The sequence below is a fragment of the Aquimarina algiphila genome, from assembly GCF_007489275.1.
GTDB lineage: Bacteria > Bacteroidota > Bacteroidia > Flavobacteriales > Flavobacteriaceae > Aquimarina > Aquimarina algiphila.
Window position 1 is genome coordinate 21,038 of the sequence record NZ_VLNR01000082.1, and the last position, 24,458, is coordinate 45,495.

General features: G+C 37.8%; 24 protein-coding genes. 17 read left to right on the forward strand and 7 right to left on the reverse strand.

What is annotated here, in order from left to right:
- The first annotated feature begins 285 nt into the window (after positions 1–285).
- The 3 genes from FOF46_RS26465 to FOF46_RS26475 are packed head-to-tail and all read left to right on the forward strand — an operon-like array spanning position 286 to position 1,287.
- Positions 286–468 carry a hypothetical protein gene (locus FOF46_RS26465; RefSeq protein WP_143918549.1) on the forward strand — a complete coding sequence of 61 codons (183 nt, stop codon included), beginning with the start codon at positions 286–288 and terminating at the stop codon, positions 466–468.
- Positions 452–1,060, forward strand: coding sequence for a hypothetical protein (locus FOF46_RS26470; RefSeq protein WP_143918550.1), 609 nt, complete (start codon positions 452–454; stop codon positions 1,058–1,060). Before FOF46_RS26465 ends, FOF46_RS26470 begins: the two co-directional genes overlap by 17 nt.
- Positions 1,060–1,287 (forward strand): hypothetical protein, encoded by a 228-nt coding sequence (locus tag FOF46_RS26475; protein WP_143918551.1) that lies wholly within the window; start codon positions 1,060–1,062, stop codon positions 1,285–1,287. Before FOF46_RS26470 ends, FOF46_RS26475 begins: the two co-directional genes overlap by 1 nt.
- Positions 1,288–1,298: 11 nt before the next feature.
- Here the strand turns inward: FOF46_RS26475 and FOF46_RS26480 are convergent, their stop codons facing one another.
- Positions 1,299–1,649: a TetR/AcrR family transcriptional regulator gene (locus tag FOF46_RS26480; protein ID WP_143918552.1), complete on the reverse strand. Its 351-nt coding sequence runs from the start codon at positions 1,647–1,649 to the stop codon at positions 1,299–1,301.
- 290 nt (positions 1,650–1,939) lie between these two features.
- On the opposite strand from FOF46_RS26480, the gene FOF46_RS26485 reads away from it, so the two are divergent.
- From FOF46_RS26485 to FOF46_RS26510, 6 genes are all read left to right on the forward strand, one after another.
- Entirely contained in the window at positions 1,940–2,164 is a 225-nt protein-coding gene (locus tag FOF46_RS26485; RefSeq protein ID WP_143918553.1) for a hypothetical protein, read from the forward strand.
- A 6-nt stretch (positions 2,165–2,170) separates the two neighbouring features.
- The gene (locus FOF46_RS26490; RefSeq protein ID WP_143918554.1) at positions 2,171–2,680 is read left to right on the forward strand and encodes a hypothetical protein; all 510 of its coding nucleotides are present in this window, start codon (positions 2,171–2,173) and stop codon (positions 2,678–2,680) included.
- A gap of 770 nt (positions 2,681–3,450) precedes the next feature.
- Positions 3,451–5,019, forward strand: a complete 1,569-nt coding sequence (locus FOF46_RS26495; protein ID WP_143918555.1) for a T9SS type A sorting domain-containing protein — start codon at positions 3,451–3,453, stop codon at positions 5,017–5,019.
- Between the two features lie 22 nt (positions 5,020–5,041).
- Positions 5,042–7,255 (forward strand): hypothetical protein, encoded by a 2,214-nt coding sequence (locus FOF46_RS26500; protein ID WP_143918556.1) that lies wholly within the window; start codon positions 5,042–5,044, stop codon positions 7,253–7,255.
- A 25-nt stretch (positions 7,256–7,280) separates the two neighbouring features.
- Positions 7,281–7,865: a hypothetical protein gene (locus tag FOF46_RS26505; RefSeq protein WP_208746820.1), complete on the forward strand. Its 585-nt coding sequence runs from the start codon at positions 7,281–7,283 to the stop codon at positions 7,863–7,865.
- A gap of 514 nt (positions 7,866–8,379) precedes the next feature.
- A complete protein-coding gene (locus tag FOF46_RS26510) occupies positions 8,380–8,889 on the forward strand; it encodes an N-6 DNA methylase (protein ID WP_143918558.1) in 510 nt (169 codons plus the stop codon).
- A gap of 62 nt (positions 8,890–8,951) precedes the next feature.
- On the opposite strand, the gene FOF46_RS26515 is transcribed toward FOF46_RS26510, so the two are convergent.
- Together FOF46_RS26515 and FOF46_RS26520 are read right to left on the reverse strand one after the other, a co-directional pair.
- Positions 8,952–9,887, reverse strand: a complete 936-nt coding sequence (locus FOF46_RS26515; protein WP_208746821.1) for an endonuclease/exonuclease/phosphatase family protein — start codon at positions 9,885–9,887, stop codon at positions 8,952–8,954.
- Between the two features lie 272 nt (positions 9,888–10,159).
- A complete protein-coding gene (locus tag FOF46_RS26520) occupies positions 10,160–11,509 on the reverse strand; it encodes a hypothetical protein (RefSeq protein ID WP_143918560.1) in 1,350 nt (449 codons plus the stop codon).
- Positions 11,510–11,657: 148 nt separating this feature from the next.
- On the opposite strand from FOF46_RS26520, the gene FOF46_RS26525 reads away from it, so the two are divergent.
- Positions 11,658–12,290, forward strand: coding sequence for a CAP domain-containing protein (locus FOF46_RS26525; protein ID WP_143918561.1), 633 nt, complete (start codon positions 11,658–11,660; stop codon positions 12,288–12,290).
- Here FOF46_RS26525 and FOF46_RS26530 read toward each other — a convergent pair whose 3' ends face one another.
- Positions 12,291–14,306, reverse strand: a complete 2,016-nt coding sequence (locus FOF46_RS26530; RefSeq protein WP_143918562.1) for a hypothetical protein — start codon at positions 14,304–14,306, stop codon at positions 12,291–12,293.
- A 262-nt stretch (positions 14,307–14,568) separates the two neighbouring features.
- Here FOF46_RS26530 and FOF46_RS26535 point away from each other — a divergent pair, with 262 nt between their 5' ends.
- The 7 genes from FOF46_RS26535 (at position 14,569) to FOF46_RS26565 (ending at position 22,961) form a co-directional block, all read left to right on the forward strand.
- Positions 14,569–15,081 carry a hypothetical protein gene (locus tag FOF46_RS26535; protein WP_143918563.1) on the forward strand — a complete coding sequence of 171 codons (513 nt, stop codon included), beginning with the start codon at positions 14,569–14,571 and terminating at the stop codon, positions 15,079–15,081.
- Position 15,082: 1 nt separating this feature from the next.
- Positions 15,083–16,435, forward strand: a complete 1,353-nt coding sequence (locus FOF46_RS26540) for a hypothetical protein (RefSeq protein ID WP_143918564.1) — start codon at positions 15,083–15,085, stop codon at positions 16,433–16,435.
- 6 nt (positions 16,436–16,441) lie between these two features.
- Complete coding sequence (locus FOF46_RS26545) at positions 16,442–18,475, forward strand: beta propeller repeat protein (protein WP_143918565.1); 2,034 nt, start codon at positions 16,442–16,444, stop codon at positions 18,473–18,475.
- A complete protein-coding gene (locus FOF46_RS26550) occupies positions 18,472–19,197 on the forward strand; it encodes a hypothetical protein (RefSeq protein ID WP_143918566.1) in 726 nt (241 codons plus the stop codon). The genes FOF46_RS26545 and FOF46_RS26550 overlap by 4 nt, the downstream gene beginning before the upstream one ends.
- A gap of 330 nt (positions 19,198–19,527) precedes the next feature.
- Positions 19,528–20,952, forward strand: coding sequence for a TraM recognition domain-containing protein (locus FOF46_RS26555; protein WP_143918567.1), 1,425 nt, complete (start codon positions 19,528–19,530; stop codon positions 20,950–20,952).
- Between the two features lie 124 nt (positions 20,953–21,076).
- Positions 21,077–22,324: a hypothetical protein gene (locus FOF46_RS26560; protein WP_143918568.1), complete on the forward strand. Its 1,248-nt coding sequence runs from the start codon at positions 21,077–21,079 to the stop codon at positions 22,322–22,324.
- A gap of 97 nt (positions 22,325–22,421) precedes the next feature.
- Positions 22,422–22,961, forward strand: a complete 540-nt coding sequence (locus FOF46_RS26565; RefSeq protein ID WP_143918569.1) for a hypothetical protein — start codon at positions 22,422–22,424, stop codon at positions 22,959–22,961.
- 78 nt (positions 22,962–23,039) lie between these two features.
- On the opposite strand, the gene FOF46_RS26570 is transcribed toward FOF46_RS26565, so the two are convergent.
- The 3 genes from FOF46_RS26570 to FOF46_RS26580 form a co-directional block, all read right to left on the reverse strand.
- Positions 23,040–23,291, reverse strand: a complete 252-nt coding sequence (locus FOF46_RS26570; RefSeq protein WP_143918570.1) for a hypothetical protein — start codon at positions 23,289–23,291, stop codon at positions 23,040–23,042.
- 122 nt (positions 23,292–23,413) lie between these two features.
- Positions 23,414–23,953, reverse strand: a complete 540-nt coding sequence (locus FOF46_RS26575; RefSeq protein ID WP_143918571.1) for a hypothetical protein — start codon at positions 23,951–23,953, stop codon at positions 23,414–23,416.
- Positions 23,954–23,964: 11 nt separating this feature from the next.
- Positions 23,965–24,453, reverse strand: coding sequence for a hypothetical protein (locus tag FOF46_RS26580; RefSeq protein WP_143918572.1), 489 nt, complete (start codon positions 24,451–24,453; stop codon positions 23,965–23,967).
- Positions 24,454–24,458: the final 5 nt, after the last annotated feature.

A 24,458-nucleotide genomic window follows, 5' to 3' on the forward strand; every position in this document is an offset into this window, starting at 1 on the left:
TCCCTTTTAGTTCAATAATTACGGTAAAACCACATCTTTAATACGGTTTTAAACTTCTGAATATCAACGTTTTGAATCAGTTTTTTGTGCCATTTTCTTACAATCTGCATTTTTAACCCTATTTTTAGAGATAAAAGTGGGAGAAAAGCCCCATTTTAGGTCATTATTTGCGCTAAATTTAATCTAAAAATCGATCTTATCAACAATTAAAAATCCTTGTTTAACAATTGTAAATCAATAACTTGCAAGCCAAGTTTATAGTCCATAAATCCTTAAATTTTAATTATGAAAACGAAATCATTTTTATTGAACATTCTTTTTTTTATTTTGGCATTTACATTCATTGGATGTGAAGTTGAAAATGTTAATAACGAAATAACTCAAGAGCAAATAGGTCTTGATTCAGATGTCGATCTTCAAATGATCGATAAAGAAGAACTTGAAGAACCAGATGACAGGCAAAATTAAGATTATTATTATGATGTTGGGTGCTGTATTTGCCTGTACTGCACCTTTCATCCATATATTTTACCCTAAACAACATGCTCAATTTGCAGTATATGAAAAGCAACTTGAACAAAAGGAATTAAGCGAGGAAGAATACGATCTTAAAGTTGAGAACCTGAAAGCCAGTGAAAAATTTATTGGCTTCACCAACATTCGTAAATTCTGGTACGCTATTGGCAAGCCAATAGCAATGCTCTACTTTTCATTATTGTTAGTATATATCTACCCTTTCATTATTCTTGATAAACAAATACGTTGGATAGTGGGCGTTTCTGCCTTCTTGTTCCTATTTATATCGCTTTACTTTGTGACATGGACACTCTGGCATAGGCAAGATTTTCCCAAAGAGTTGTATTATTGGGCAATTGGATTGGTTGCTTCGGTGGGTACAGGTATTTCTATACTTATCAACAGCTATTATATTAAGCGTCAGAAAAACCTGCATGCCTGGTTATATTTTGTCATAAGAGATGTGAAACGCAAATACATATCTGCTGAAGATAAAGAGCAGTTTATCAGAGATTATAACGATCAAATAGAAAAACTGCGCTAATGGGGAAGGACAGGAAACGTATAATACGCAAAAAATATCGCCAAGGACTTATACCTGAAGGTTTGCTGGAGGAGATTCATAATGATATTGAGCAATATCTTGAGAAGAAAGCTGAAACCAATGAGAAGCGTATAAAAGAGATCATCAAAACTCGCTTGGAACTTGGTTTGAACATCACATTCCCAGAAAGCTATATCAAAGAAAGAGTATCGGCTATTTATGCTTAAAAGTGGTGGTGTTAGCTATTACCTGACTTCTTAATAGACAATACCTCGATCACACCATCCTGTACTTTGGTCTGAAGCCATAATCGAAATTTATCCACCTGAAGCATTTCTTCTTCATTCCCTACGACATAATCAGCCACTTTTACCGGATCATAATCGTCTAGTGCCAGAGACTCATCATCCATTGCCTCCAGATAATTGGGATAATGTTTCTTGAGTGCTTTATGCAGTTTCAACGATAAGGCATTTTTGTTGATACTGTAGTAAATGGTCGATTTTGCGACACCCAATTTTTTAGCTATTTCGTCTACTGAAATGCCCTCATTTTTTGAAATATGTTCGAAAAGTGACTTAACCCCCATTAATAAATTTGCATTTTACAAAACTTTTTTCGTACTTTGTATGAAATTAGTCTGAAAATCGTATGAAACGTATGATGTAACGTCCTAAAACTGCGACAAAAGCAAATGTATGCAAAATTTTACTAATTAGGAATTCAAAATCACGCTTTCAAACAATCTGACTAATATAGCATACAACCTTAAACACATCGTCAAAAAACATAAGGTTAACAGTTAGAGAATACACCCCACTTTAGTTTCTCTATCACTATCTGGTGTTATCTATTGATAGCCTGAATATTGATGTAAATATGAATGCAACAAAACGAGAAATAGTAGAAAAGTGGCTACTTGATAATGAAGATATTATTAACAAGGCGGGACTGGATGATCGTCTAGATTTTCCCAATGGCACTTTACAGAAGTTCTTTAAATATGGCAGAAAACTGAATCAGAAACGTATCATCAAGATACACCGGTTTCTTTTAAAACTTAGTATCACAGGAAAAAAAGACAATAATCAACTCCCAAAATAATTAGTCATGACAGAGAATCTAGAGTTAAATAATCGCCGCAATCGTTTCATTGCTACCATTATTCAATCCATACAGATCGAAATGGATGAGTTTATGATGCGTGTTGCTAACAAAGAATGTTATGAGTCAATGATTCATAGGTGGACTGTACGACTGTTTGAAAAAGGATTTTCATCCGATCAAGCTATCGAAGTTATCCATAGAGCACGTCGATTTGTCTTGATGAACAAAGACACTTATTCAACTGGCTTCCAACCAGATTTAACATTTGAAACAATACTAGCTATGCTTAATGAGCACCCCAAATATAATGAGTTGGATAAGGCTGCTAAGCTGATTGTTCAGAAGAAAGTGTCTGAGATGTTCAACAATAACGCTCGTATTGAAGCTATTGAGGAAGTGCTTGAGGCGATTAATGTGGATATAAACATAACAATCCACGTAATAGGCGATAAAGTGATGAAACTAGTCAGAAAATGGAATCCAATAAACTTTTGGAAAAAATTTGACAACTGAGTAAGGAGCAACAGGAGTAGTCACATCCTACAATTAGGGTTTTAAGAGTTATTTAGTACATAAATAGACTGCTCCTGTATTTTGAATGAAGCAAAAACCAAAGACTACCATATGAATCCTAGTTTATTTACCATGAAAGCAAAAATGCAAGAGGTCTTTCAGTTCATAAAGGACAGGAGTAATAATGACTGTATTTCTCCCCTTGTCCACAGTCAAGATTTGTATTACTCCTGCACCCTTATGCTTTTTAACGATTAATTAACATTGTCATTTCTCCCAGTACCGGAAAATGAAACTGGCATACTTTATTATTGCAATGAACAAGGTAATTATAAGCAATACTATCAAATAATTTAAAAAAGCATGTAACAAATCGAACACTTGAGACATATACATAATATATCAATTTTTTAAAACCTAACCATATGACAAAAAACTCTCTAAAGAAACATTTGACTTTAACTATTAATTAACATTTCCATCATACAGAATGTCAAAAAATGAAACTGGTGTGCTCTAATATTGCAACGAAAAACACCTCATAATAACCTAAAAAATCCAACTTATGAAAACAATACTTTATTACACTAGCTAGAAGAACTATATTTTAATACTATACGATAACAACTCAAAACAATACGATTATAGCGCTGTAATTAAGTTGTTTTGGTTTTCTGACCGTAAAGGAGTTTCTCCTTTAACAGACCTTATAGTCATGTTAGGTCTGGTGTTACCCCAATATGTAAATAAACCATTTAAATTTTTCACAAATGAACAAATCACTTGTATGGGGCTTGCTATGCCTTGCCCTAACTTACGTGCAACCCACATTTGCACAACTTACAAAAACCGAATGTGATCAAAAAGCAGAAGCCGTAATCGCTTTTAAAAATGATTTTAAAGACTATCCGATTGCACTAATCGACGAGCTTATTGAATATATTACTCCTTGTGCCGATCTTGCCTATGGGAGAACCAGCCCTGCATCTGCATATGCCGCAGGATTACTTCACCTTAGAAGAGGGGGGTATACTACTTTTCCTGGAGGTAGCGTTCAAGAAACATCATATTTACACTTTTTTAGGGCGTCTTATTATAAATATCCCCCAGCAATGTTGGATCACGGCATTAATCTATTAACTAAGGGATATAGAGGAAGGCATTCTATTGCTTATGGAACTATAGCTAATAACCTTGAAGCCTTAGTTGCTCAAGATTATAAAAAAGATATAGCGCATTATATCCTAGGGTACCTTTATTTAAAAAACTTGGTATCTAACGAGGATTTTACCAATGCTACTTTGGTTGCCAAAGCAAAAACAAATTTTGAAGCTAGTAATCACCCAATGGCAAAACATTGGTTGGCGATCATGCATTATTTTGGATATGGTGCACCTCAAAATAAGGCACTGGCAATACAAATGCTTACCGATAATAACATTCTTAATAGTACTACTTTAATAGAAACACTACAAAATCAAAATAATGATTGGATTCCCATCTCGGCAGAGGAACGTTTGGCTTCTTTGGATAATTATGCTTCAAATAATAAAGAAATTACAATTGTAGGAAATGGGACAACCACTTTTAAAGGGCATTTTATAGTGTATGATTGGACTGCCGCAGGAGTAAAACAATATGTTCCTGTAACCTTATCGATAACAGAAAGAGAAGATCATGGTACATATAAAAATGTCAGTTACGAACTTATAATGAATGGAGAAACGGTGGTGAAAAATGCTCGTTATGCACAGGTTAATGCTGCCGTTAATGAATTTTATAGCGGTTTTGGTTCAAGCTTAACTCTTAAACTCCCACCACTAAAAAATGTACTACAAGACCATCCTGCTAAAAACACATTAATTCATAGTCTTACAGGTTTATACTTTAAACAAGCTACCGTTGATGGAAAAGAAGCATTAATAGTAAAAACACCTTCTGCCAGTAAAATTGTAGAGTTTAATGAAGAAATACATACACCTATACGAATGGTTTTATATCCTGAAGCTCCAACTTTGCCGGTAGCATCAACGGCTATTGCAGAAGCAGACATAAAAACATCAACCTCTTTAGAATTGGATAAAAATTTGGCTACGATCTCGCCAAACCCTATTGGGAATCAATTTAACATTACCTATTCTTTAGATAAAGACGCAGAAATCCAGATTTCTATTTATGATATGTTTGGACAACAACGGGTACACTTACCTGGTCAAAACAACTCGAATAGTAGCTTACAATCTACAACTATAGATAGTAGTGCTCTACCTAGTGGTACATACATTGTGCAAATGAGGATAAACGAGCAGTATTTTACTAAAACTGTAATTAAAGAATAAGCTAACTATACAAAATAATATTATGAAATTTATATATAAAATAATGATATTGGGTATGGTATGCCTGATCTCTAGTGCTACATATGCACAAATAGAACAATACTCAGATGACGGTACGGACAGCTGTATTGATTGTGAGGCTAAGAATAGTGGTAGTGAAAGAAGTTGTTTGTGTTTTGCCCCTTTTCATTTCACTGTTTTTAATGATCAAATAAATGCAACTACAGAAAAAGACAAATGGTTATATGAGCAAGAGATTTTATTAGCTACTGCATGGACAGGGGTTAATTATTTTGCACAATACAACTCTCCATATGGGCTTTCTACTGACTATAATTTTGAAGAGATTCAAAGAAAGCATTTTAGAGATGTTGAAACCAATAATCTTGCTAATAAATATTTTACAAAACTAGACAACCAGATTAAAGCTATAACAAATTATGATGAAGTAGCCTTACGAAATGCTAATCTTAATTCAAAAATACTGGATATCAGAAAAAGGGAAGGTACTACCAATCCTGTATATGGAGATTTAAAATATAAAGGGAAATTCCTAAGAAGCATGACCGATGCCGAGGTAAATAGTTTGTTAAACACAGAGTTAGTCACTAGAGATAATCAACGGGCTGCCAGAGCAGAATATAGTATACGTAGTAGTCGCTTACAAAGAATGTTAAACGAAGGGTATATTGCCAATTTTTTAGCAGGTAACTTATTGGTTCATTACAAGAGTTTAGATTATGAAGATGCCATACGTTTTATGACCACATATGATATTCGCATTGCAATAGAAGACCCAACCGTGCCTCATATTGAACCTAATAAGCCTCCTTTTTTAAATCCAAACGTTGATTATACTTTGGCAGATCACGAAGCACAGCACCTAAATACCCTTTTTCTTAGAACTGGAGGCAACATCCCACCAATGGACGGGTATACACCACCATCAAATAATGAATTATCAGAGGAGGATGCATTATTTACTCTTGCCAGAACAAATTATGGTTATGCTACAAACAAATATATAACTGAAAGACCAGAAGTGGTTAAGGAGTTAAAGGAGTATTTTAAATACTCACAATATGACCTAAATTCAATATACCTTATAGAAAGAACCTTTCTTAGTTATACAGAGGTAAATCCTATTTTTCCTATTGGTTTTGCTCCTAATCGCCCTGGTGAGAAGTTTATTACAGAAGACTATTTTATTAACCCTAACAGGTTGTTTAGAAGGGTTCAAATTACCAGTGATCCCTCTAACAGAAGGTTTCGATTGTTCGAAAATGTATTACACGCTCTAGAGACTTCCCCAAATGCAAATAGAGAAGCTGAGGGTCGTATGACAGATCATATTATGAGGGATAATGGATTTGAATTGAGCAACTATTTTACTTATGATGAAATTGCCAGGTTGTTTTACTATGATAGTAGAGCGTTTAATATAGGAACTGAGTTTTATATTACCGCTTTTTTTACAAACGACATAGGGATTAAACTATGGCAAAATGGAGTACGCTTTTTATCGATGCTTGATCGTCCTTATGTGATTGAAGGAACTAGGGCATTGCTAAACAATCAGCCGTTTGACTTTGCTTTTAGAAAGAAAGTGTATGATGTTTCTAAAGCACTTACCTTAAATCAAGAGCAAAAAGATTGGTTGATTACTAATAGAAATAAAACTGAAAATCTATACAATTACTACTCATCCCATACTAATGCGGGAACTTGGTCGAGCGAGGAGGTGATTTTTGTCACAAATGCTATTAATGTATTAATGGCTAACCCCAGTGCAAATCCACTATTAGGGGCGGATTGTAGAAGTTTTGAATATGCTCAACCCCCTGGAGCCTTACAAAAAGGATGTGCAGTAAAAAATTTCGACCATAGATTTTATACTGCAGGCATTAGACCTAATGGTAGTCCGTATTACGGTGAAATTGATATTAATACATCAATAATTTATTTCACCATGCCAAATGTAATTACTAATGGTCAAGCTGCTAACCTTACCGCAATAGCAGTTACAGCTGCAATAAAGGAAGCAGATGTTTACTTTTTTAATAATCCTGATGTTTCAGAATTTGGCTTAAAAGATGTTTTTAACGATGCACTTAGAACTCAATTAGCAATAGTAGGAGGTAGTTTTAGTTTCACGGCAGAACCTTTTTCTATACCTAGTCCAGCGCCTTATATTACGAGTGTTTTGGGGATAAGCAATCCTTTTGATTGTGACTGATAAAAAGTTTTATTAATTTAGAAACATGAAAAGTTTTATAACTATATTATTTATATTCACACTCAATCTAAATACTCATTCTGTGGATACTATTAAATTTGAAGAACTATTAGAGGAACATCTTTCTGAAGTAAAAAAAGCTGTTAGTACCAATTTTAAAGAAAGTAATATTGAAAAAATTAAAGCTCAATTATACTTTAGCCAAAATTTTAATATGAATTTTTATGGTATGCTTTCACATGTACTCTCTTTAGAAACTGATGAAAGTGATATTGTTAAATCTATTACGATTCATTTTGATAAAGTTATCAATCGTCAATTTTATGACTCGTTTATTGAAAAGTATGGCGAACCTGATCATATACATGTAATCTCAAATAGAAAAATAATAAGCGAGGGTTCCATAAAAGATGATATTGGTAATGTTATCCAACATGCTAGAAAAAGTGAAGGAGACCTAATAGAAGGGACTTTTGATGAAAAACCATTATTTATGATATGGAAAAAAGAAAACTTCTATATTCAAGCCTTTTTAAGGCATAAGCAAAATATAAGTGAAATAATGTTTAATACGGAAAGTCCTCCTTTTAATGTAAAACCAAGTAAATGAGTCGTCCTAAAATAAGTTGACGATTATTGAATGATATTTAATGCAGAGCTTTTAAAAGCTCTGCATTTTTGTTGTGTATAAAATTAGGTGTTTTATAATTTAAACTCAAATGAGGTCTACTGTTGTTATATATCTCTACAGATTCTTTAACTACAGAGCTTAGCCCGCTAGCGTCTCGCTAGTGGCCTCAACGATTAGTTATTGTTAGTATGTAAGTAAAAAACAATCCAGATTTTTTGAAACTGGATAAATAGGTGGCTCTAATCTAATTGCTGAATGGAACTTAGGGAGTACTGAGATTGCAAATGGAACAGATGGTTTTTTCAACTTAACTGAAGCTATGCGTACAAGTAGGGATCCTCTAAATTTTAGACGATTATATACTTTATAAACCCATATTAATAGTATAGTATTTCCTTATATTTCAAGGAGATACCATAATAATGTCCATTTTAAGCAAACCTTATTTTCATAATGAAGCCGCAGCAATTGCACATTTAGAAAATGGTTTGACCTGTTTGGAGATTTCTATGAAGCACTTGAAAGCCGAAGTAAGAAATCTAGATTAGGCCAGTTTTTTACACCAGAACATGTAGTTGATTTAATGATTCTCATGCAACATGGCAAAGATGAGGATTTAACTGGCAAAGGACTCACCATCAATGATCCGACATGTGGCTCAGGGCGTTTCCTGATTGCCTTTCACGGACATTTCCCTGGCAACTATACCTATGCTGAGGATATAGACCCAATCTGCTGCAAGATGGCGAGTATCAATATGATGCTTCATGGCTGTGAAGTAGAAGTGATACAACATAATAGCCTCAATCCCGATGATTATCAGCAAGGTTGGAAGATCAATCCAAAGATTCGTATCTATGAGCTACCAAGCATTGTTCCTATCGAAAAAGAGCAAAGTACTATCTACCAAATGTGGCAGAATCAAAAAGCCAGAACTGCTGAAGAACGAGCAGAAGCAGAACGTAAGGTTGAAGAAGAAACGCTCCGCACTGTAGGCATCTAAACTGATCTATTTGCACTATTTGATGAGGGGGATTGATCATCCCCCTTCCATCCATAAGAATCCTATATATTAATTTCTGCCCAGATAACGTGATGATCACTTGCCACGTGAATTGGCTTGGTGATGTTTTCGTATGTTGTCCATTTTTTACGTCTTTTTCCTGCCCATGCTCCTTTCCTGAAAAGACCACAGGATGTTACTTTGGAAAAGAGATTTGGTGATAGCAACAGATAATCGATTTTCTTACTATCATTTCCCAACGCATAAGTTCCCACTCCTTCAAACTCTCCAGTATCAAAAGTAGGATGCTCTCCCACATCTTTCAAATCTGTGTTTTGCAATAGTGGTTCCAACTCATTACTATCAGGTGTATCATTCAAATCTCCAAGCACGATCACATTCTCATACCCTTTTGCTATGAGTTCTTCATAGATTTCTTTGGTGCGTTTTGACTGTGATAGTCGTTTGTTCCGAGACTGTGCATTATTACCCCCATATTTGCTCTTAAAATGATTGGGAATCACCACAATGGTTTCTCCTGAAGGTGTTGTGATCCCATATTCTGGACAATCTCTGCTGAAAATGGTTTTGCCATCAGATGCTTTATCATAAATATGGCTTTTGATGGATTGTATAGGGTATGGCTTTTTGGTCATTACACCTACATCAATACCCCTTCTATCATTACCATCTATTAACATAACCTGATCATAAGGCTTACCATTTACCTTTTTGATAATAATATCACTGAACTTTTCGAGAGATACACGATCCTCTGCCTCAATCACCGCAAGCACATCGGCGTCTACATCCTTTATGACCCTGCCCGTATTCAATACTGCCCTTTCATTAACGGGTGCAGTTTTTAGTTCCACCCAACCAATCCAGTCTGCCCGTCCGTTAGCAACTACTTCTATTGGCTTCTGTCTGGGGCGTTTCACAATTCTACCTCTGATTTTGCGCAGGATAGCGAATTTTCCCTGATCGCTCTTTTCCATTCCCAATGATTTTAAAAGCGTTTTGATGCGTCTTTTGTCACTTGCTGAATAGGTTGCTTGCTCAAAAATAGTATTTAGCTCACTCACCCCATTAATGACTTCTCTGCTAATCGTGTTAGATTCGTTGAATGCTTTGGGTCTGTCGAACAGATTTTCGACGTTAAATGCTGCAATTTTCATACTTACTTATTTTGATGTGAATAATGAATTACAATGTTAAAGGGGTAATTCAATTATGGATTATGACGTGTGAAAAAGAGAGGCTATTGAACCTAAAAATTGAATGCTAGTCCAACATTAATCGTGTAAAGAAATTGTTTACCATCTGTAATGGGGAGTTTGTCAGCCTGATTGGCAGTCTGAAAGATTTGATACCCGTCGTTTGGCATTAAGTCGCTCTGCCAGAATTGGGTCAGTACATACACTTCACCTAACCCAAATTTTGCACCTCGATTAATATCGACACCTAATCGAAACATTCCGTAAATAGGTGTTGCATTGTAATCAACCGTATCTTTGTATGAGTCCTCTCTGACAGAACCGTTTGACAGATGATCTACATCATTAAACCTTAAGAGATTGGTTTCAAAGAAATTGTATCCAGCCCCTACATCAAATGTGTATCTACCAAGAACATTCATCCTAACCAAAAGTCCTGAACTAGCCTGAGTCATCTGTAATGCAATGTCCTCTTCTGAGACAATTTCAGAAAACTCTCTGCCATCCCCTCCACCGACATATGAAGATGATAGAAAGAATGTCTTATCTGAATTGTCCATATTGTAAGTATTCTGGTCTAAACGCACAAAAGCATATGGTGAAATATAGGTTTTTCCTCCTATCTTAAAACCTTTCGATAATCTACGTCCATATAAAAGGTCAGGTACACGCGACCTCCCCTTACTTCTCCAATTATCCCCAAGTCTGTTTTTCCAAACCGTTGCACCCACATAGACAAGGTTTTTACGATTGATTTCCTGAAAATTGTTACGCTGATTAAGCACAATCTCTCGTAAATTTACTTTTTGGAAATATGCTTTGAATCTATTATTCGCACCGTTAGAAGCAAGGTTCATTTCACGAATGATTCTATATTTTTTCTCCAAATTAGCAACAATTTCAACAGCTTTGACAACTCCTAACACTTCTAAAGCATCTCCTGTAGTTGGAGCATTATTTTCTTTATTGTTATTTATATTTCTATCCTGACTAGCTAAACGTTTGGATACTTCATCGACAATATCTGCCCAATCTCCGACCTCTTCTAAATCCTTCTGAAGTTGATTAAACTCACGTTCATATATTCTTTCTTGATACGATAACGCTTCATCTGAATATTTTAATCTGAATATAGGACGATTTATAAGATAATTGGTTGAGAACATTATTTCTTCATATGGCATAAAATATATGGTACGCTCAGGTGAAGAAATATATACTCCTATACGAATGGGTAAGGTGTTTTTGACACGGAAATATTCTTTATTAATTGAAGTTACATTCACCCATTTAAGAGGAGGTGGAAGATCCTTTTTACGTTGTGAATGAATCGTTGTATAAGTGCATAATGCAAAGCATAGCACTAACAAATGGCTGCTCGCCAAAGCCTTTGATAGTAACATAATATGAAGTTTTTTGGTTTTCCTTTAATGCGGGGGATAATGCTTAAAATTAGCACTTTACAATTAATTAGGGAATATCCCCTCTGTTAATCAATTGTTAACTTTTTGACTGTAAGGTTATTACATAAAAACAATTTCGGATGAGACAATGCTAGATAAGGAAATAAAACAACAGGCTCGCGAAATCGCTATAGAAAGTGAAATACAAGAAAAAAGCGAACAAGTTAAAGAAATAAGGGAATTAGGATTATCCCAAGCCACTTTAGATAATATACCCGATGATGCTAAAACAATACTTGACGAAGCTTTGGAAAAAGAACTCTTGCGCCGTGAAGGTACGTTAGAAGAAAATGAAAAGAAATATGAAGCGGCTAAAATCAATGTTTACATGGATAAAAACGGAAATATTGAGGAAAAAATGGTCATTGCCAGTTACACTTATATAGATGGTGTGGAACATATTAAACTCAATGCGTTTGGCTATGACAGGCTACCTCCTGATATACAGGAAGCTTACGGTAAAAAAGAAGATGTAGTTGACCAATGGATTCCACTGGATGAAAGAGCAAGAATACTAGATAATGCCTATACTGATTACGCTTTCAAGGATAACAAAGGCTATGATAGCTGGGAAGCATATCGTGATGGTGAAGGTTACGGTAAAAAAGAAGAAGTGTCTGAAAAAATCACCATTGAACGCGCTCAGGATGTAGATGAGATTTCAGCACCACGCGAAACTCCTGATGTTGAGCAGGATGATACCCCTAAACTCCTTAAATAATCACACCAATGCATGTTGATAGAAAAACTCATCAACGGTTTTATGTAGATGTTCCTGTAGGATAATATTCAGCTCAATAGGTGGCGTATTTTCTATATCGATCAAAGATGGCTCAAATGGGTATTTGTTACGGAATATGTGTTTTCTGATCATCACAAAACGATAGGCTTCTGCCTCCAGCTCACGATCTGTGGTGATACTAATCCCTGAAAAGAAATCCGGTGCTTCTTCCGAGTCCACCGCCACACTATCAAAGATCAGATTGGCGATCTTTTGCTTACGATTCTCCGGTGTGTCTATTTCCAGATGCATATGCAGATTATTGGCATAATACTCTACCGTTCCCAGATACTTGCTTTGAGGTATTTTATCAGACAGTTTGATAGTGAGTGTCACATTGGATAATTTGTCGATGGTCAATGTCATCAGGAACAGGCTCTTTGTGGTGATATAATCATTACGGAGGATCAGGAAATACTCGCCATGAAACTGCCTTGCCTTGTTCAGTCGATAATAATGCTTCTGTGGGTTCTGCGGATGCGGAAAGGATAAGGTCGAATATTTGCGGTTCGATAAGTATAGCTTCTGTTCGTCCGTGATACCCTTAAATTGTACAAATTCGTCATAGGTCAAATGGCCTTTGGTCAGGTCATATTCCTTGAATTGGTCTTTTGGAATCTGAAACAACAGCTCACGTATCGCCATATTCTTTGAATCCATACTGTTACCCGTGGGGAAGGTGGTCGAGCTAATTCCGTATAAATTATCCACCTCCTCCTGTTTGGGTAACGGCGCAATGATGCTTTTACGCTTGGTACGGTCAATATCCCGCATATGTATATATAAATGATCGTTCTTTAGTGTCACCTCCCCTTCATACTCGCCGTAATCTGGGCGGTCTATACGCCAGCGTTTCACATTCACCGTTTGTTCTGCATCATTAAAGCTAAAACCCCACTGGAAAATCGCAATGCGATGCTCATCCGAAATCACTCGCGAAAATGAATACCACGTCTTATCATTTTTGGGTTCATAGAGTTTACGCTTGAGTGTGGTGTAATTGTGGCGTGTCTCACTCTTCAAAGCGAGTGCATTGCGCTCTGCAAGTTCCGTGACCGTATCTGGCAAAAATGGAAATACCGGTCTGTCCTGATGCCTTGAAAGGTAGATAATCGCCTCATTGACCAAACGCTGATTGGTTGTGGCATGTTCTGGCGTATTATCTAGCTCTTGATAGAACACAGACTTAATCGGCTTACTGAATAACTCATCTTCATCCGTAATCTTGATATTCTTGAGCAATATCACGTTTGCCATAACCGGAAGCTCCAGTCCCGTACTCACTGCTCCTGCATTGAGCAACCATTGTCCATCAGGCTTACGCCCAGCTTTCTCAGGCAGCTTGGCACAAACATAAAAGAATGGATAGTCGCGGTTAAACTCTAGTACCAGCGTTTGATTCTCAATACGCCCTGTTCCCTCAAACGGTTCGTCACTCCATTTGACCATAAAGGATGCTTTAAACGCATAGGCTTTACGTTTGGCAGGATGCAGCCACAATAATCCGCGCATCATATGATCTTGCGCGTCTTTGGAAGAATCATGGAAGTAGACATGCCACGCACCGGCTAAATGCTTGGTATAGGGAATCTCACTACTATCTTTACCTCTAATAGCTTGTTTGGCTTCAGCCAGTGTATAACCACAATAAGCAGCCAGTATAAACAATGTCTTGATAGCAACAGGTATACGGTTTTCTACTAGACCTATCGTTTTAGCCGTGATGAATGTATCGGGTATCTCTTCTTCCCGAATTGCAAACCGCTTGCGTTGCCACCATTTCCCGTTATTCAAGATCACCCGTTGATAGGACGATCCACTTTTAAGGAGTTCATGGACAACGCGGTTCACTGAGTCGGCTTTCTGAGTTAAGCTAGTCAGATGATTATTTGTAAATGCCTGATACAGATCATCAAGCATTTGTGGGGGAATTTCTTTGCCTTTAGAACGTCCCACGTTGGTTAATGATTAATGTTATGACACCTAAATTACACAAAATGAAACATTTATCATACGGATCAACACTTTTTTATCTGCATTAACAATTACGGTTTTCCGCAAATAACCCCCTCACTATCAGTGTTTTCAATAGATAAAGACGCTATTCGTTTTTCTTTGCCAATGAAACATTTAACAAATTTTTAATGTACTCCTATTCTGTTCAAAATCAGGGTTCTTGTGGGGTGAAAATAATGTCTAATTAAAATCACGTACTACAATGAAAACAAAACGATTACAGCAATCCATCCTGATGACTGGGGTCATTATCCTAACGACGGTAACTACCCATGCACAGGATATTAATTTCTCGATTAAGGAAGTGGCTGAAGCCTTCAAACGAGAAAATGAATGTCACTACTGTACCAAAATCTATCAATTCAGTCATAAAGTACAGCAGATTTCTAACATTATGCATGATCTAAAGGATTTGGAAACCAAGAAAAAGCATAAGAAACAGAAGCGACTCTACAAGACACTCCATGCCTTTATCGAAAATGCTGCTATGGAACATCAAGGGCTTGCCGATCAACTGGCATTTTCTAAAGAAGAGGAGATGGAAAACACCATCATCAGCCTGATCAAACTCAAAGGCCATACACAACGGATCGTCCGCCTGTTTGAACGATTACCCGATTTGTCCCAAGATGAATCACTTCTAGAGTCCAAAAAGCGGCTTACAGCACTTAATCAATCCATTGGAACCATATTAACTACACTTAAAAAACAATAACATGAAAACACTATCACTATATGGGCAAGCGCGAATCATAGTAGCAATTGCCCTGTTCATTGCAATCGGAACGACTCATGGTCAAAAGGTTGAAGTACCTGGGAGCCATTCTAAGGAGGTTGGGAAGGAAAAGACCATTTCCGTCGATGTCATCCCTCAATTATCCTATAGCGATCACCCAGCAGTCTGGAATCAGGCATGGGGGCCACATTGTAAAGCCTCTAAACCATGTGCCAGAAAAGCCAGACGCTTTATCAAGAAAGAACAATTTATTGAAGGGCTAGGTTACGCAGCAAGAGCACTGGAAATGAAACCGAAGAAGCGTGCTGAACGACGTGCATTAGACGTGTTGACTTCTGGTAATTATGCCCGCGCTCAAAAAGAGTTTGAAAAGAATCTGAACGATTACCCGAATGTTCCTAAGTACATCAACTGGAAAAGCAGTAAGGCCATGTATTACCGCATGTGGTATGCAAATCGCATGAATCATGTAAATGCTATGTTACAGAAGCTCGATCATCCCAAAGTAAAGATCACCGTTAATCCGGTAGATCATCATATGCTCGGAAAACTGGCCGGAACCCTCTCTACATATCGTAAGTATAGTGCCAATGATTATTATGCTGGAGGTAACTACTACCAACAGCAAGGAGCCAAAAGCAACGACAAAGAAGATTATAAACGTGCAGCAATGGCGTACAAAATCAGTGAGTATTATGTGACCGATTTTAAAGATGCAAAACAGCAATATGAGTCAGCAAAGAAGAAAGCGACCAGCACCGTGTATTTTTCAGCCCATTATCACGGTCATGGTGGATTTGGCGGTACGCTTGATGAAGATGTCAAAGCCCAGTTGATTCAGAATACCGGATTCAATCGTTTGCCGTTTGTCGAAATGGTCAATACCAAAAGCGCAGATTACCATGTCAAAATGGTGACCAACGGCTTGGAACTGATTACACGCGGCAAAACATCCGACAAGCAGGAATATAGTAAAGAAGTTATGGATGAGAATGGAAAAACCATTACCAAGAAGGCAACCATTATCACCTATACATCAGGCTATAATACACGCGCAAAAGTGAATGTGGAAGTGATTGATCTAAGAAGCAAAAAAGTGGTTTACTCAACAGTGAGTGAACATACTTATGAGTGGGTAACGGTTTGGCAAAAAGGATCTGGAAGCACAGATATTGTGAAGGGGAAATACAAAAAGTATTTAGATAATCAACCAGATAGAGCACCAACAAGAAAAACCTTCTACGAACGTGCCATTGCCATGTGTGCAAGGGACATTGCCACAAAACTCTATGTAAACTTCTTTCTTCGAATTGGAGCGGAACCTAAATACTAATACAGGATGAAAAAACTCACATGGATAGCATTGATTCTAGGAATCAGTGCCATCGCATTGCTAGTGAGCGTGGCGGCGAGTGCCGCCCCCTCACCTGCATTAGTAAAAAAAACATCGGAACTATTGAATTATGTGGTTCAGGACAGACCGGATGATAGGCCACTAGTGGGTGTGCAAACGATTGGAAACTCCGGTGATCTGGTCGTTGGAACCGATGAAGCCGTATATTTTTATTCGGATCATCATTATATCAAGACATTACATCATATGGTGTGGGAGATGTTTAAAGCCGGTGATTATATCTATGCAGTCATCAACCCGTATCATAGAAAATCCATGTATGCGAATCGGGTAGTATATCGCACCAAGGACGGAAGAAACTGGCAACGTATCAGTGGTAAAGGCGGTACACGCGCCACCCTGTTTGCAGTCGATACCAAACATGATGTGCTTTATGGCGCGACTCAAACTGGCAATTATCATTCTACCCTTTACAAAAAGGAGTTGCAAACCGGAGTAGCGACGGCGCTGGGTGACAAGCGTCTGCATCGCATTGACGGGATTGGATGGTTTCAGGGGGCGCTCTATGTCGTATGTGACTCTGGAAAACTTTATATGTCACAGGATCAAGGCAAAAGCTTTGTTAATATTACCCACAAGCTTGATGGAAATCTGAAAGGTCGCATACGCATCCTTGCCAATGAGCATTATTTACTGATTTCCGTAGCAGCCCACTATTTGCATCAATTTGACGGAAAGAAATGGAGAGAGATTGCAGTAAGTGCCACTAAGCATGATAATCTCAGTATGGTAATGATCCGTTCTTTGGATGGACATCGATTGATATTTGCCAAGGGACTCAGACACCACTTTATAATGGATCTGAGAACTCGTAAAAAACAGCAAGTGTTTTTGCCTGAAGTCTATCACTATCGCAATTTTGTGCCGTTGGGCGAGGATCTGTATGTTACAGCACATTTGCCTGAAGATAGTGTTCTAAGTGACGTATCCGGCACCAAACAGGCTCATGAGCAACAGGAAAAAGCCTCGCAATTACTCAAAGTTCGGTTAACACCAGAACCCATATGTAATCAGCTATTTGGTGCGCAAACACTGGTCAGAGCGCATCTACCCGTTAGAGGAATTGTCATCGATAGTGGTCAGGTGATTGTTAATACCGGAAAGGAACTGCTGGATATCAATACGTATCAACCCGTCAATAATAACCGGTTTCATATTGCCAACAGGTTCAAAAAGGGTGCGGTGAAAGGCATCTGGTATATACGGATGATTCCTGAAACCAGTGGCAGTCCGAAAGATCATCATTATTTACGTTGGTCATCCGATCGCGGGAAGCGATGGACACGTATAGCTAACACATCTCAGGAAGGGGTTCATGCAGTCATAGATGATTCTTTGTGTGTAGCTTACTCACTAGGGTTTAACAATATATGGCGCACCAGTATCAAACCCCAGGAAGACTATAATTCGGCGCAGGAAGTATTTGAAGGTTCACTGGAATCCCTGGTCGTCGATAAAACCTCTCGCGTGTGGGTACAAGGCTCTGAAGGGGTGTTTGTCTCTAAAAGTGCTGGAGGCTGGTGGAAATGTCCTCAGCCCTTTAGAAACAATGATAAGATCGCTATACGAGGGTTTGCACTGCTCGACAAGCATATGGCTGTGACCTATCGTGACCAGCTATATCTATCTGAGAATAATACCGTCAACTGGAAACCCTTTCCCATCATTGATCCGTGTCGCAAACAGCAAGTAGCGGTTCGCATCATAGGTAATAACAAGAGCCATATTATTCTGAAAGATCGATTATGCGGACAGTTATGGATTGTTGATGTATTAACGGGCGCAGTACAGCATTGCCGTATCCCTAAAACAAACGGGGTTGCCTATAAAGCCCATCTATCAGGAAACACCTTACTGGTAGAAACCACCGGAACACCGATCCAATCGGCACATACCCAGTGGAAGGGAGCAACTGCCTCCCGATTATTCGTGTTTAACCTTAAAAAACAGAAATCATGAAACCTAATTTTAAACTTCATAGTGATGAACCAAATCATTTAGAGAACGTGGTACTCAACGTAACCAATAGCAAGTTACTTGGTATAGCATTCCTCATATCGATGATTGGATACGTTTTCGTAAGACGCAATTTTGGCTGTCGCATCATTAAGCCGGAAAGCACCCTATTTACCTTTTTGATTCTACTTGTTATTGAAGGATTTACCAGTTGGTATGCAGAAATTCCGTTTATCGGGCAAAAGATTGATCTCTCCAGTTTTTTGATTCTGGGAGTAGCCTATGTAGCTTTATCTATCTATCACCTGATACGTGCAGAGATGGATGCACGTACCATTCCCTATCGATACACACGATCACCGGGCGATGGGTACGTATTTGACTGGATCAGTAAACTCAATTTGCCGTACTTCAAGCAGAACCCGCAACGTATCAACGCGTTTATTGAACCGCTATTCGTATTCGTAGTAGCGATGATGATCGGTAAATATATTCCCAACTTAGGCATGTTCATAAAGCTGATTGCCATCTGTATGTGTGTAACGGGAGTGTTTATCATCAAAAATCACGATGACCTGAAACATGACCAAAATGATGCGCTTATTTTAGGGAATCTGACTCAGGAAAATATGAAAGATACCAAGTCTGGTTCAAGAAAAACCAGTGCCAGCCCATCAAAGCGGGCAACCGTATCTCAGCCAACCAGAAAATCGGATTCAAAATGAAAGGCTATATAACTTACGCCCTGCACCTGCAGGGCGTTTAAAACACACGCTTATGAGACATCAGAGAACATATACGGTATGTCAGCTCGCCAATTATCTGCAAGGACTCAGATACCAGCTCACCTACAGACAAGGAACCAGAGATGCCTATTATAACCCAAGAAATAGACAAATCATGCTCCTGCCAAGCGTACGAGAAACCATTCTGACCACAGCAGAGATCATACGGTTATTTAGGCAGAGTCATGCAGTGGATATGCCGCCGGAACTGGAATTTATCCGATTCTCCCAATTTATTGATCTAATGTATAACGACTAAAATCCTAAGCCATGAAACAACAGTTAGAACCACTCGTTGAGCGACCGCTGGATGCTGTCATTCAACAATATGGGCAAGAACATATCACTGCCAGGGATCTTGCCAATAACACCATAATACTCGGTAGTCCGGGATCAGGAAAGACTTCAGGAGTTCTGTCATCGCTGATTACCGGGGCTATGACCGCTTCACCGGTTATGGGAGGACTTTTTAATACTGCCAAGCAAGATGACTTACCTAGTATCCTGAAACCCATTACCTATGCCAATCGTTTATCCGACAGTATCATCATTAATGCACTGGGTGAATTTCGATTAAACTGGCTGGAATATGCCAGAAAGCAAACACCGGAAGGTTCCAATGAGGCGATTACGGTGCTGGAGATGTTTCGGACATTCAGCGAAATGGTGAACAAATCTGCCACCGTTTCCAAAGACCCATTCTGGCAAACCCATGTAGACAAGTTTTGTTTGGCAGCCATTACTTTGCTGATTTACGCGAAGGTATCTTTATCGGTCAAGAAGATGATCCAGATACTCCATTCGATGCCCAAAAATACCGATGATATCAGTGATGATAACTTCATCTCCCATTCTCAATTTATGTATTACCTTAATCTGGCAATGGAAAACCCTGAGAGTGAAGATAATGAAGAGTTTGATCAGTGCGTATCCTACTTTTTGGACGAGATGACGCAAGTCGATCAACGCACTTCTTCAAACATTGTAGCCAGTATTCACGCAACACTCTTCCCCGCTTCTATCGGACTCATGGCCAAATTACTGGATGATGTAGAATCCAACTTCTCGATGGATATGACCTTCGATGGAAAGATCATCATCATTGATTTACCAAGTTCTGTGTATCATGAGCAAGGTAATTTGGTGACATCTATGCTGATGTATTTATGGCAGAAAGATGTGATGAAGCGTGACCTTTCCAAAAACAACAGAGCCGTGTTTTGTTTTACCGACGAAGCACAACTGACCATTAACAAGCAAACCGTGGCATTTTCCAGTGTGTGTCGTAGTCAGCAAGCCATGTGCATCTATGCATCACAAAGTTTGGCCGCTATCAAGGTAAGGCTTGGGCCACAATCGGATCATTTACTGGATCAATTCATCAATAATTGCGGGAATATCTATATGCTAAGTAGCACCAATCCAGAAACCTTGAAATTATTCTCTAACCTGGTTGGTAAAGATTACGAAATGCGTATGGGGTTTAATACAGGAATGGGTGCAGGTAAACATAGCGCCAATGCATCGGAAGATTACCGTTATATCCTGCCGGAGAAAGAATTTCGGCTGCTCGCTACCGGAGGGCCGAGGAACAACTATGTGGTGGAGTCGATATTTGTATCGTCAGGCCGCATCTTTAATGAAGACCAGACTTATCTTAGAGTTGCCTTCGATCAAAAGATGCTGGAGCGATGATTTAACCTTATTTATTTTGATAATCAAACAGTTATAATTAATTTTAAAGAGATTAATTACCCCACTTCGGATTAAACATCTGAAGCTGGGGTATTTTATTTTCTAATATTTAATAATTCACATAATGAAAGGGGTAACAAATAATCAAATACGAATTGTTTTACTAATATGCTTCATCTCACTATATTCTTCTGCGCAAGATATTTGTGATAGATGTTTTGGTTTTGGACGTGTTGCCTGTTGGAAATGTGATGGGAAAACAATAACACATAGAGATAAAAATGGTCTAGGTGTTTTTTGTTCAGAATGTGCTTGTAGTTATTGCGATAAAGATAACGTGGGTACTGGGAGATGCGGAAAATGTAAGGGCTTACGTTATGTTAAAAAATCCTCACTCAGAACATCAGAAAATGATGGTTCTTGGGGTGATGCTTTCGAGGGAGCACTTGAATTAACTGGAATTGCTTTCTTACAACATCAATACTCTAAATCGTTAGAAACGTATAAAACTAATTATTCTAGAGAAAAAAGAAAATATCGAGAGTATGAAAAAAATAAAAAGCAACTCTTAAGAGAACAAGCAGAAAGAGAACGGAAAAGAAGGATTGAAAAAGAAAATAACCGAGAACAATATGATTCTAATGACATTGTGCGCAAGAGCAGAGGTAAGATAACCAATGATTATCGGGAATGGCTAGGTTCTTTTAAGTTGAGTTATCCAACCTATCAAAATAAGGTTGAACCTCTATTCAGAGTAAGATTTAAGAACAAGAAAAATTTAGTATCTAAAACGGTTAATCTTGTTAACCCATTAGGAAAAACATATCTAGCATATAATACTCCTATTCATGTCAACTTTAATATTGCTTATAAAGCAGCGCTAGTTGATAAGAAAATGGCGGATAGTATAGCAACCTATGGCTATCCTTGTTTCTATATAAAACTCGAACAGAAGTCGAAATATGGAAAAAAAGCATCGAAGATAAAATATACAATTCTAGAGATTAATGATATCAACATATTAAAAGACAAGGGGCTAGTCTCGAATAATTACATTAACAGAATACAAGCGTTAACGAAAAAGAAAAATACACTTACATCAAGTAGCGTATCATATGTTTTGCCTCCTTTTATGGGGCTTGCGGGGAAACTTTATAATTATGAACTGAGTATCTATATTGCTTCCAAGAAAGACGATTCAAATAACATATCGCTTATTCAAACATCACCTCTTAAAACCTACCTATTTGAATATATTAGCTTGGACGATTTGAAAAAATCATTAAAGAAAAAGAATAAGTGGAAGGTTAAAGAGATTCGTCCAGAATATTATAAGAAAAACCAAGGGATAGAATGGTCTGACAAAAATTAACGTAGTTAACCCTTTATTAACCTTTTAATTATATCCTTAGAGATGTATTATTACTGTTAGGAGATATACAATGTTACCCCCAAAAAACATTCCCGATTTGCAAGATAGATTGGATGAAGAAATAACAGATGTTATAGAGATTGTGCAAGCCGATGAAATAACGGAATCACAAGAAACAACTTCACTTGATGATATTATGCAGGCAATAAAGAATAGTGAAGAATTCAAAACGGAAGTAAAAGCCTTTGAAAAAGCTCTTTCTTCTGAAGAGCTTACAGAAGCAACTGAAGCGATGAATTTAGCTACTGAACAAATGAACGCTAAGTTATTTGATTTAGTGGATGCTCGTAATAATGGAGGAAGTTTTGAAGAATACCGCGAAGGTGTGGAAAAATTATATACGGAGTTCAAGAGTATAACTCCTGATGGTATTGAGAATATTATGACAAATGCATTAGAAGAAAAATTTGGGAGTATGAAAGCTAATAATGTTGAGGTAACCAATTCAGACAATTTTGAAATAGATGAGAACTCCGTAGAAATAGCCAACCTAAGAGATGTCGATTTAGATGAAATATCTGCTCCTAAAGAAACTCCTGCTGTAGAAGTGGTTAACATCAGAGATATAGAAAGGTAACTAAAAAATTGAGTTTAATTAACTAAGATTAGACCTATCTCCGTGTTACCTTCGATCAAAAGATGCTGGAACGTTAGATCAACGTTCCCTTCCTTTTTCTTTTGCAGGTGCCGGATTTGGTGCCTGCATTTGTTTTTGGCGCATTAAAGCTTGTGTCTTTTCTGAAATATTATGCTTCATACTACGTGCTTCTCTGGACACATGCTCTTTATAACGTGCCGTTGTGCGTTTGATTTGTTCTACGCGCTCCTGCTTGCTTCTGGCTCCTCGTTCTGTAAGCCGTTGAGCAATGCCTTTTTTCTTATCGTGATCTTTTTGCTTATCATTCATAACCCCAAATATTTACGTTCAACATAAAGGATACAAACATCACGCCAAACTACAAAAAAGCCCCCTGCAATGGGGAGCAGGAGGCTTTGGCGACATTCACGTATGAATGCATAGCTTGGGGGCTATTTGGATGGATGTTTATAGATGTTATCTATCGCTTTAATGGTTTTAGGCACATTTTTACTTACGTGATGCAGAATGTTCTTCTTATGAACATTTGTTATATCTACAAATCGGCACATATTACCCTGATTATCTACTATATAGGTTGTGGGTATAGACCGATACAAACCTGATTCCAGAAAATCACTGAAATGCATGACATAGTAATTAATATGGATATCCCGTTCGTCTAGCCACTGCAACAATTTCTTGTGATGAACCCTCAGACTATTCACTGTCACTAAAATCACTGTAATCTCCAGATGAGAGGGTTTATGCTTGTTCAGATAATCGATAAAAGAAAGCATCTCACGACCTTTGCCAAATGGCCCTCCATTAATATGAATAATCTTGTTTTTCTGTGTACTAGAGAGGAGTAACGTATCAATCTGGGAAGGTGTAATAGATTGTTGAGCGGATAAGGTTGCTGTTGAACCTATAAGGCTCGCCAACAGACAAACATAACATACGGGTTGTAATAAGTGCAATAATCTGGACATAGTATACGGGTTTAATGGAAATCAATACGCAATGAATCCGACAGAATGTGTAAGCCCGAACTGGAAATTCCAGATTCAAATAGCATACTGTAAGGATGTAATCCATGATGCTTCTTACCATCAATAGAAATGATCGTGTTCACCCACGGAGCAAACAGCATATCTTCTGCGATACTGCCCTGTACGGTTTTATCCAGTGTAAGTTTTGCATGATGTAGCTCTCCTTCCGCAGACTGAGAGGTTAATTGTAGGTAATATAATTCCCCAACCTCATCATAAATCAGCTTCATCGTCATGATTTCATCATTCAGAATATTGCTTTGTTTCGATGTCCTATAATGCAAATGGGTAATCCGATCTTCATCAAAGGCAGCTTTTAATGATTCAAGCGAATCTATAGAAGCGTGTGTCTTTTCGTGGTGCTCTTTAGTACAGGAGATGCATACTAGTAAGAGTATGACGTAAAAGTGTGTTAGGCGTTGATAGCATGTAATTTTCATAGATG

Excerpts from the sequence above, each read along its gene's own strand:
- FOF46_RS26465 (WP_143918549.1), top strand. The coding sequence starts at position 286 with ATGAAAACGAAATCATTTTTATTGAACATTCTTTTTTTTATTTTGGCA.
- FOF46_RS26470 (WP_143918550.1), top strand. The coding sequence starts at position 452 with ATGACAGGCAAAATTAAGATTATTATTATGATGTTGGGTGCTGTATTT.
- FOF46_RS26475 (WP_143918551.1), top strand. The coding sequence starts at position 1,060 with ATGGGGAAGGACAGGAAACGTATAATACGCAAAAAATATCGCCAAGGA.
- FOF46_RS26480 (WP_143918552.1), bottom strand. The coding sequence starts at position 1,649 with ATGGGGGTTAAGTCACTTTTCGAACATATTTCAAAAAATGAGGGCATT.
- FOF46_RS26485 (WP_143918553.1), top strand. The coding sequence starts at position 1,940 with ATGAATGCAACAAAACGAGAAATAGTAGAAAAGTGGCTACTTGATAAT.
- FOF46_RS26490 (WP_143918554.1), top strand. The coding sequence starts at position 2,171 with ATGACAGAGAATCTAGAGTTAAATAATCGCCGCAATCGTTTCATTGCT.
- FOF46_RS26495 (WP_143918555.1), top strand. The coding sequence starts at position 3,451 with ATGAACAAATCACTTGTATGGGGCTTGCTATGCCTTGCCCTAACTTAC.
- FOF46_RS26500 (WP_143918556.1), top strand. The coding sequence starts at position 5,042 with ATGAAATTTATATATAAAATAATGATATTGGGTATGGTATGCCTGATC.
- FOF46_RS26505 (WP_208746820.1), top strand. The coding sequence starts at position 7,281 with ATGAAAAGTTTTATAACTATATTATTTATATTCACACTCAATCTAAAT.
- FOF46_RS26515 (WP_208746821.1), bottom strand. The coding sequence starts at position 9,887 with ATGGAAAAGAGCGATCAGGGAAAATTCGCTATCCTGCGCAAAATCAGA.
- FOF46_RS26520 (WP_143918560.1), bottom strand. The coding sequence starts at position 11,509 with ATGTTACTATCAAAGGCTTTGGCGAGCAGCCATTTGTTAGTGCTATGC.
- FOF46_RS26525 (WP_143918561.1), top strand. The coding sequence starts at position 11,658 with ATGCTAGATAAGGAAATAAAACAACAGGCTCGCGAAATCGCTATAGAA.
- FOF46_RS26535 (WP_143918563.1), top strand. The coding sequence starts at position 14,569 with ATGAAAACAAAACGATTACAGCAATCCATCCTGATGACTGGGGTCATT.
- FOF46_RS26540 (WP_143918564.1), top strand. The coding sequence starts at position 15,083 with ATGAAAACACTATCACTATATGGGCAAGCGCGAATCATAGTAGCAATT.
- FOF46_RS26545 (WP_143918565.1), top strand. The coding sequence starts at position 16,442 with ATGAAAAAACTCACATGGATAGCATTGATTCTAGGAATCAGTGCCATC.
- FOF46_RS26550 (WP_143918566.1), top strand. The coding sequence starts at position 18,472 with ATGAAACCTAATTTTAAACTTCATAGTGATGAACCAAATCATTTAGAG.
- FOF46_RS26555 (WP_143918567.1), top strand. The coding sequence starts at position 19,528 with ATGAAACAACAGTTAGAACCACTCGTTGAGCGACCGCTGGATGCTGTC.
- FOF46_RS26560 (WP_143918568.1), top strand. The coding sequence starts at position 21,077 with ATGAAAGGGGTAACAAATAATCAAATACGAATTGTTTTACTAATATGC.
- FOF46_RS26570 (WP_143918570.1), bottom strand. The coding sequence starts at position 23,291 with ATGAATGATAAGCAAAAAGATCACGATAAGAAAAAAGGCATTGCTCAA.
- FOF46_RS26575 (WP_143918571.1), bottom strand. The coding sequence starts at position 23,953 with ATGTCCAGATTATTGCACTTATTACAACCCGTATGTTATGTTTGTCTG.
- FOF46_RS26580 (WP_143918572.1), bottom strand. The coding sequence starts at position 24,453 with ATGAAAATTACATGCTATCAACGCCTAACACACTTTTACGTCATACTC.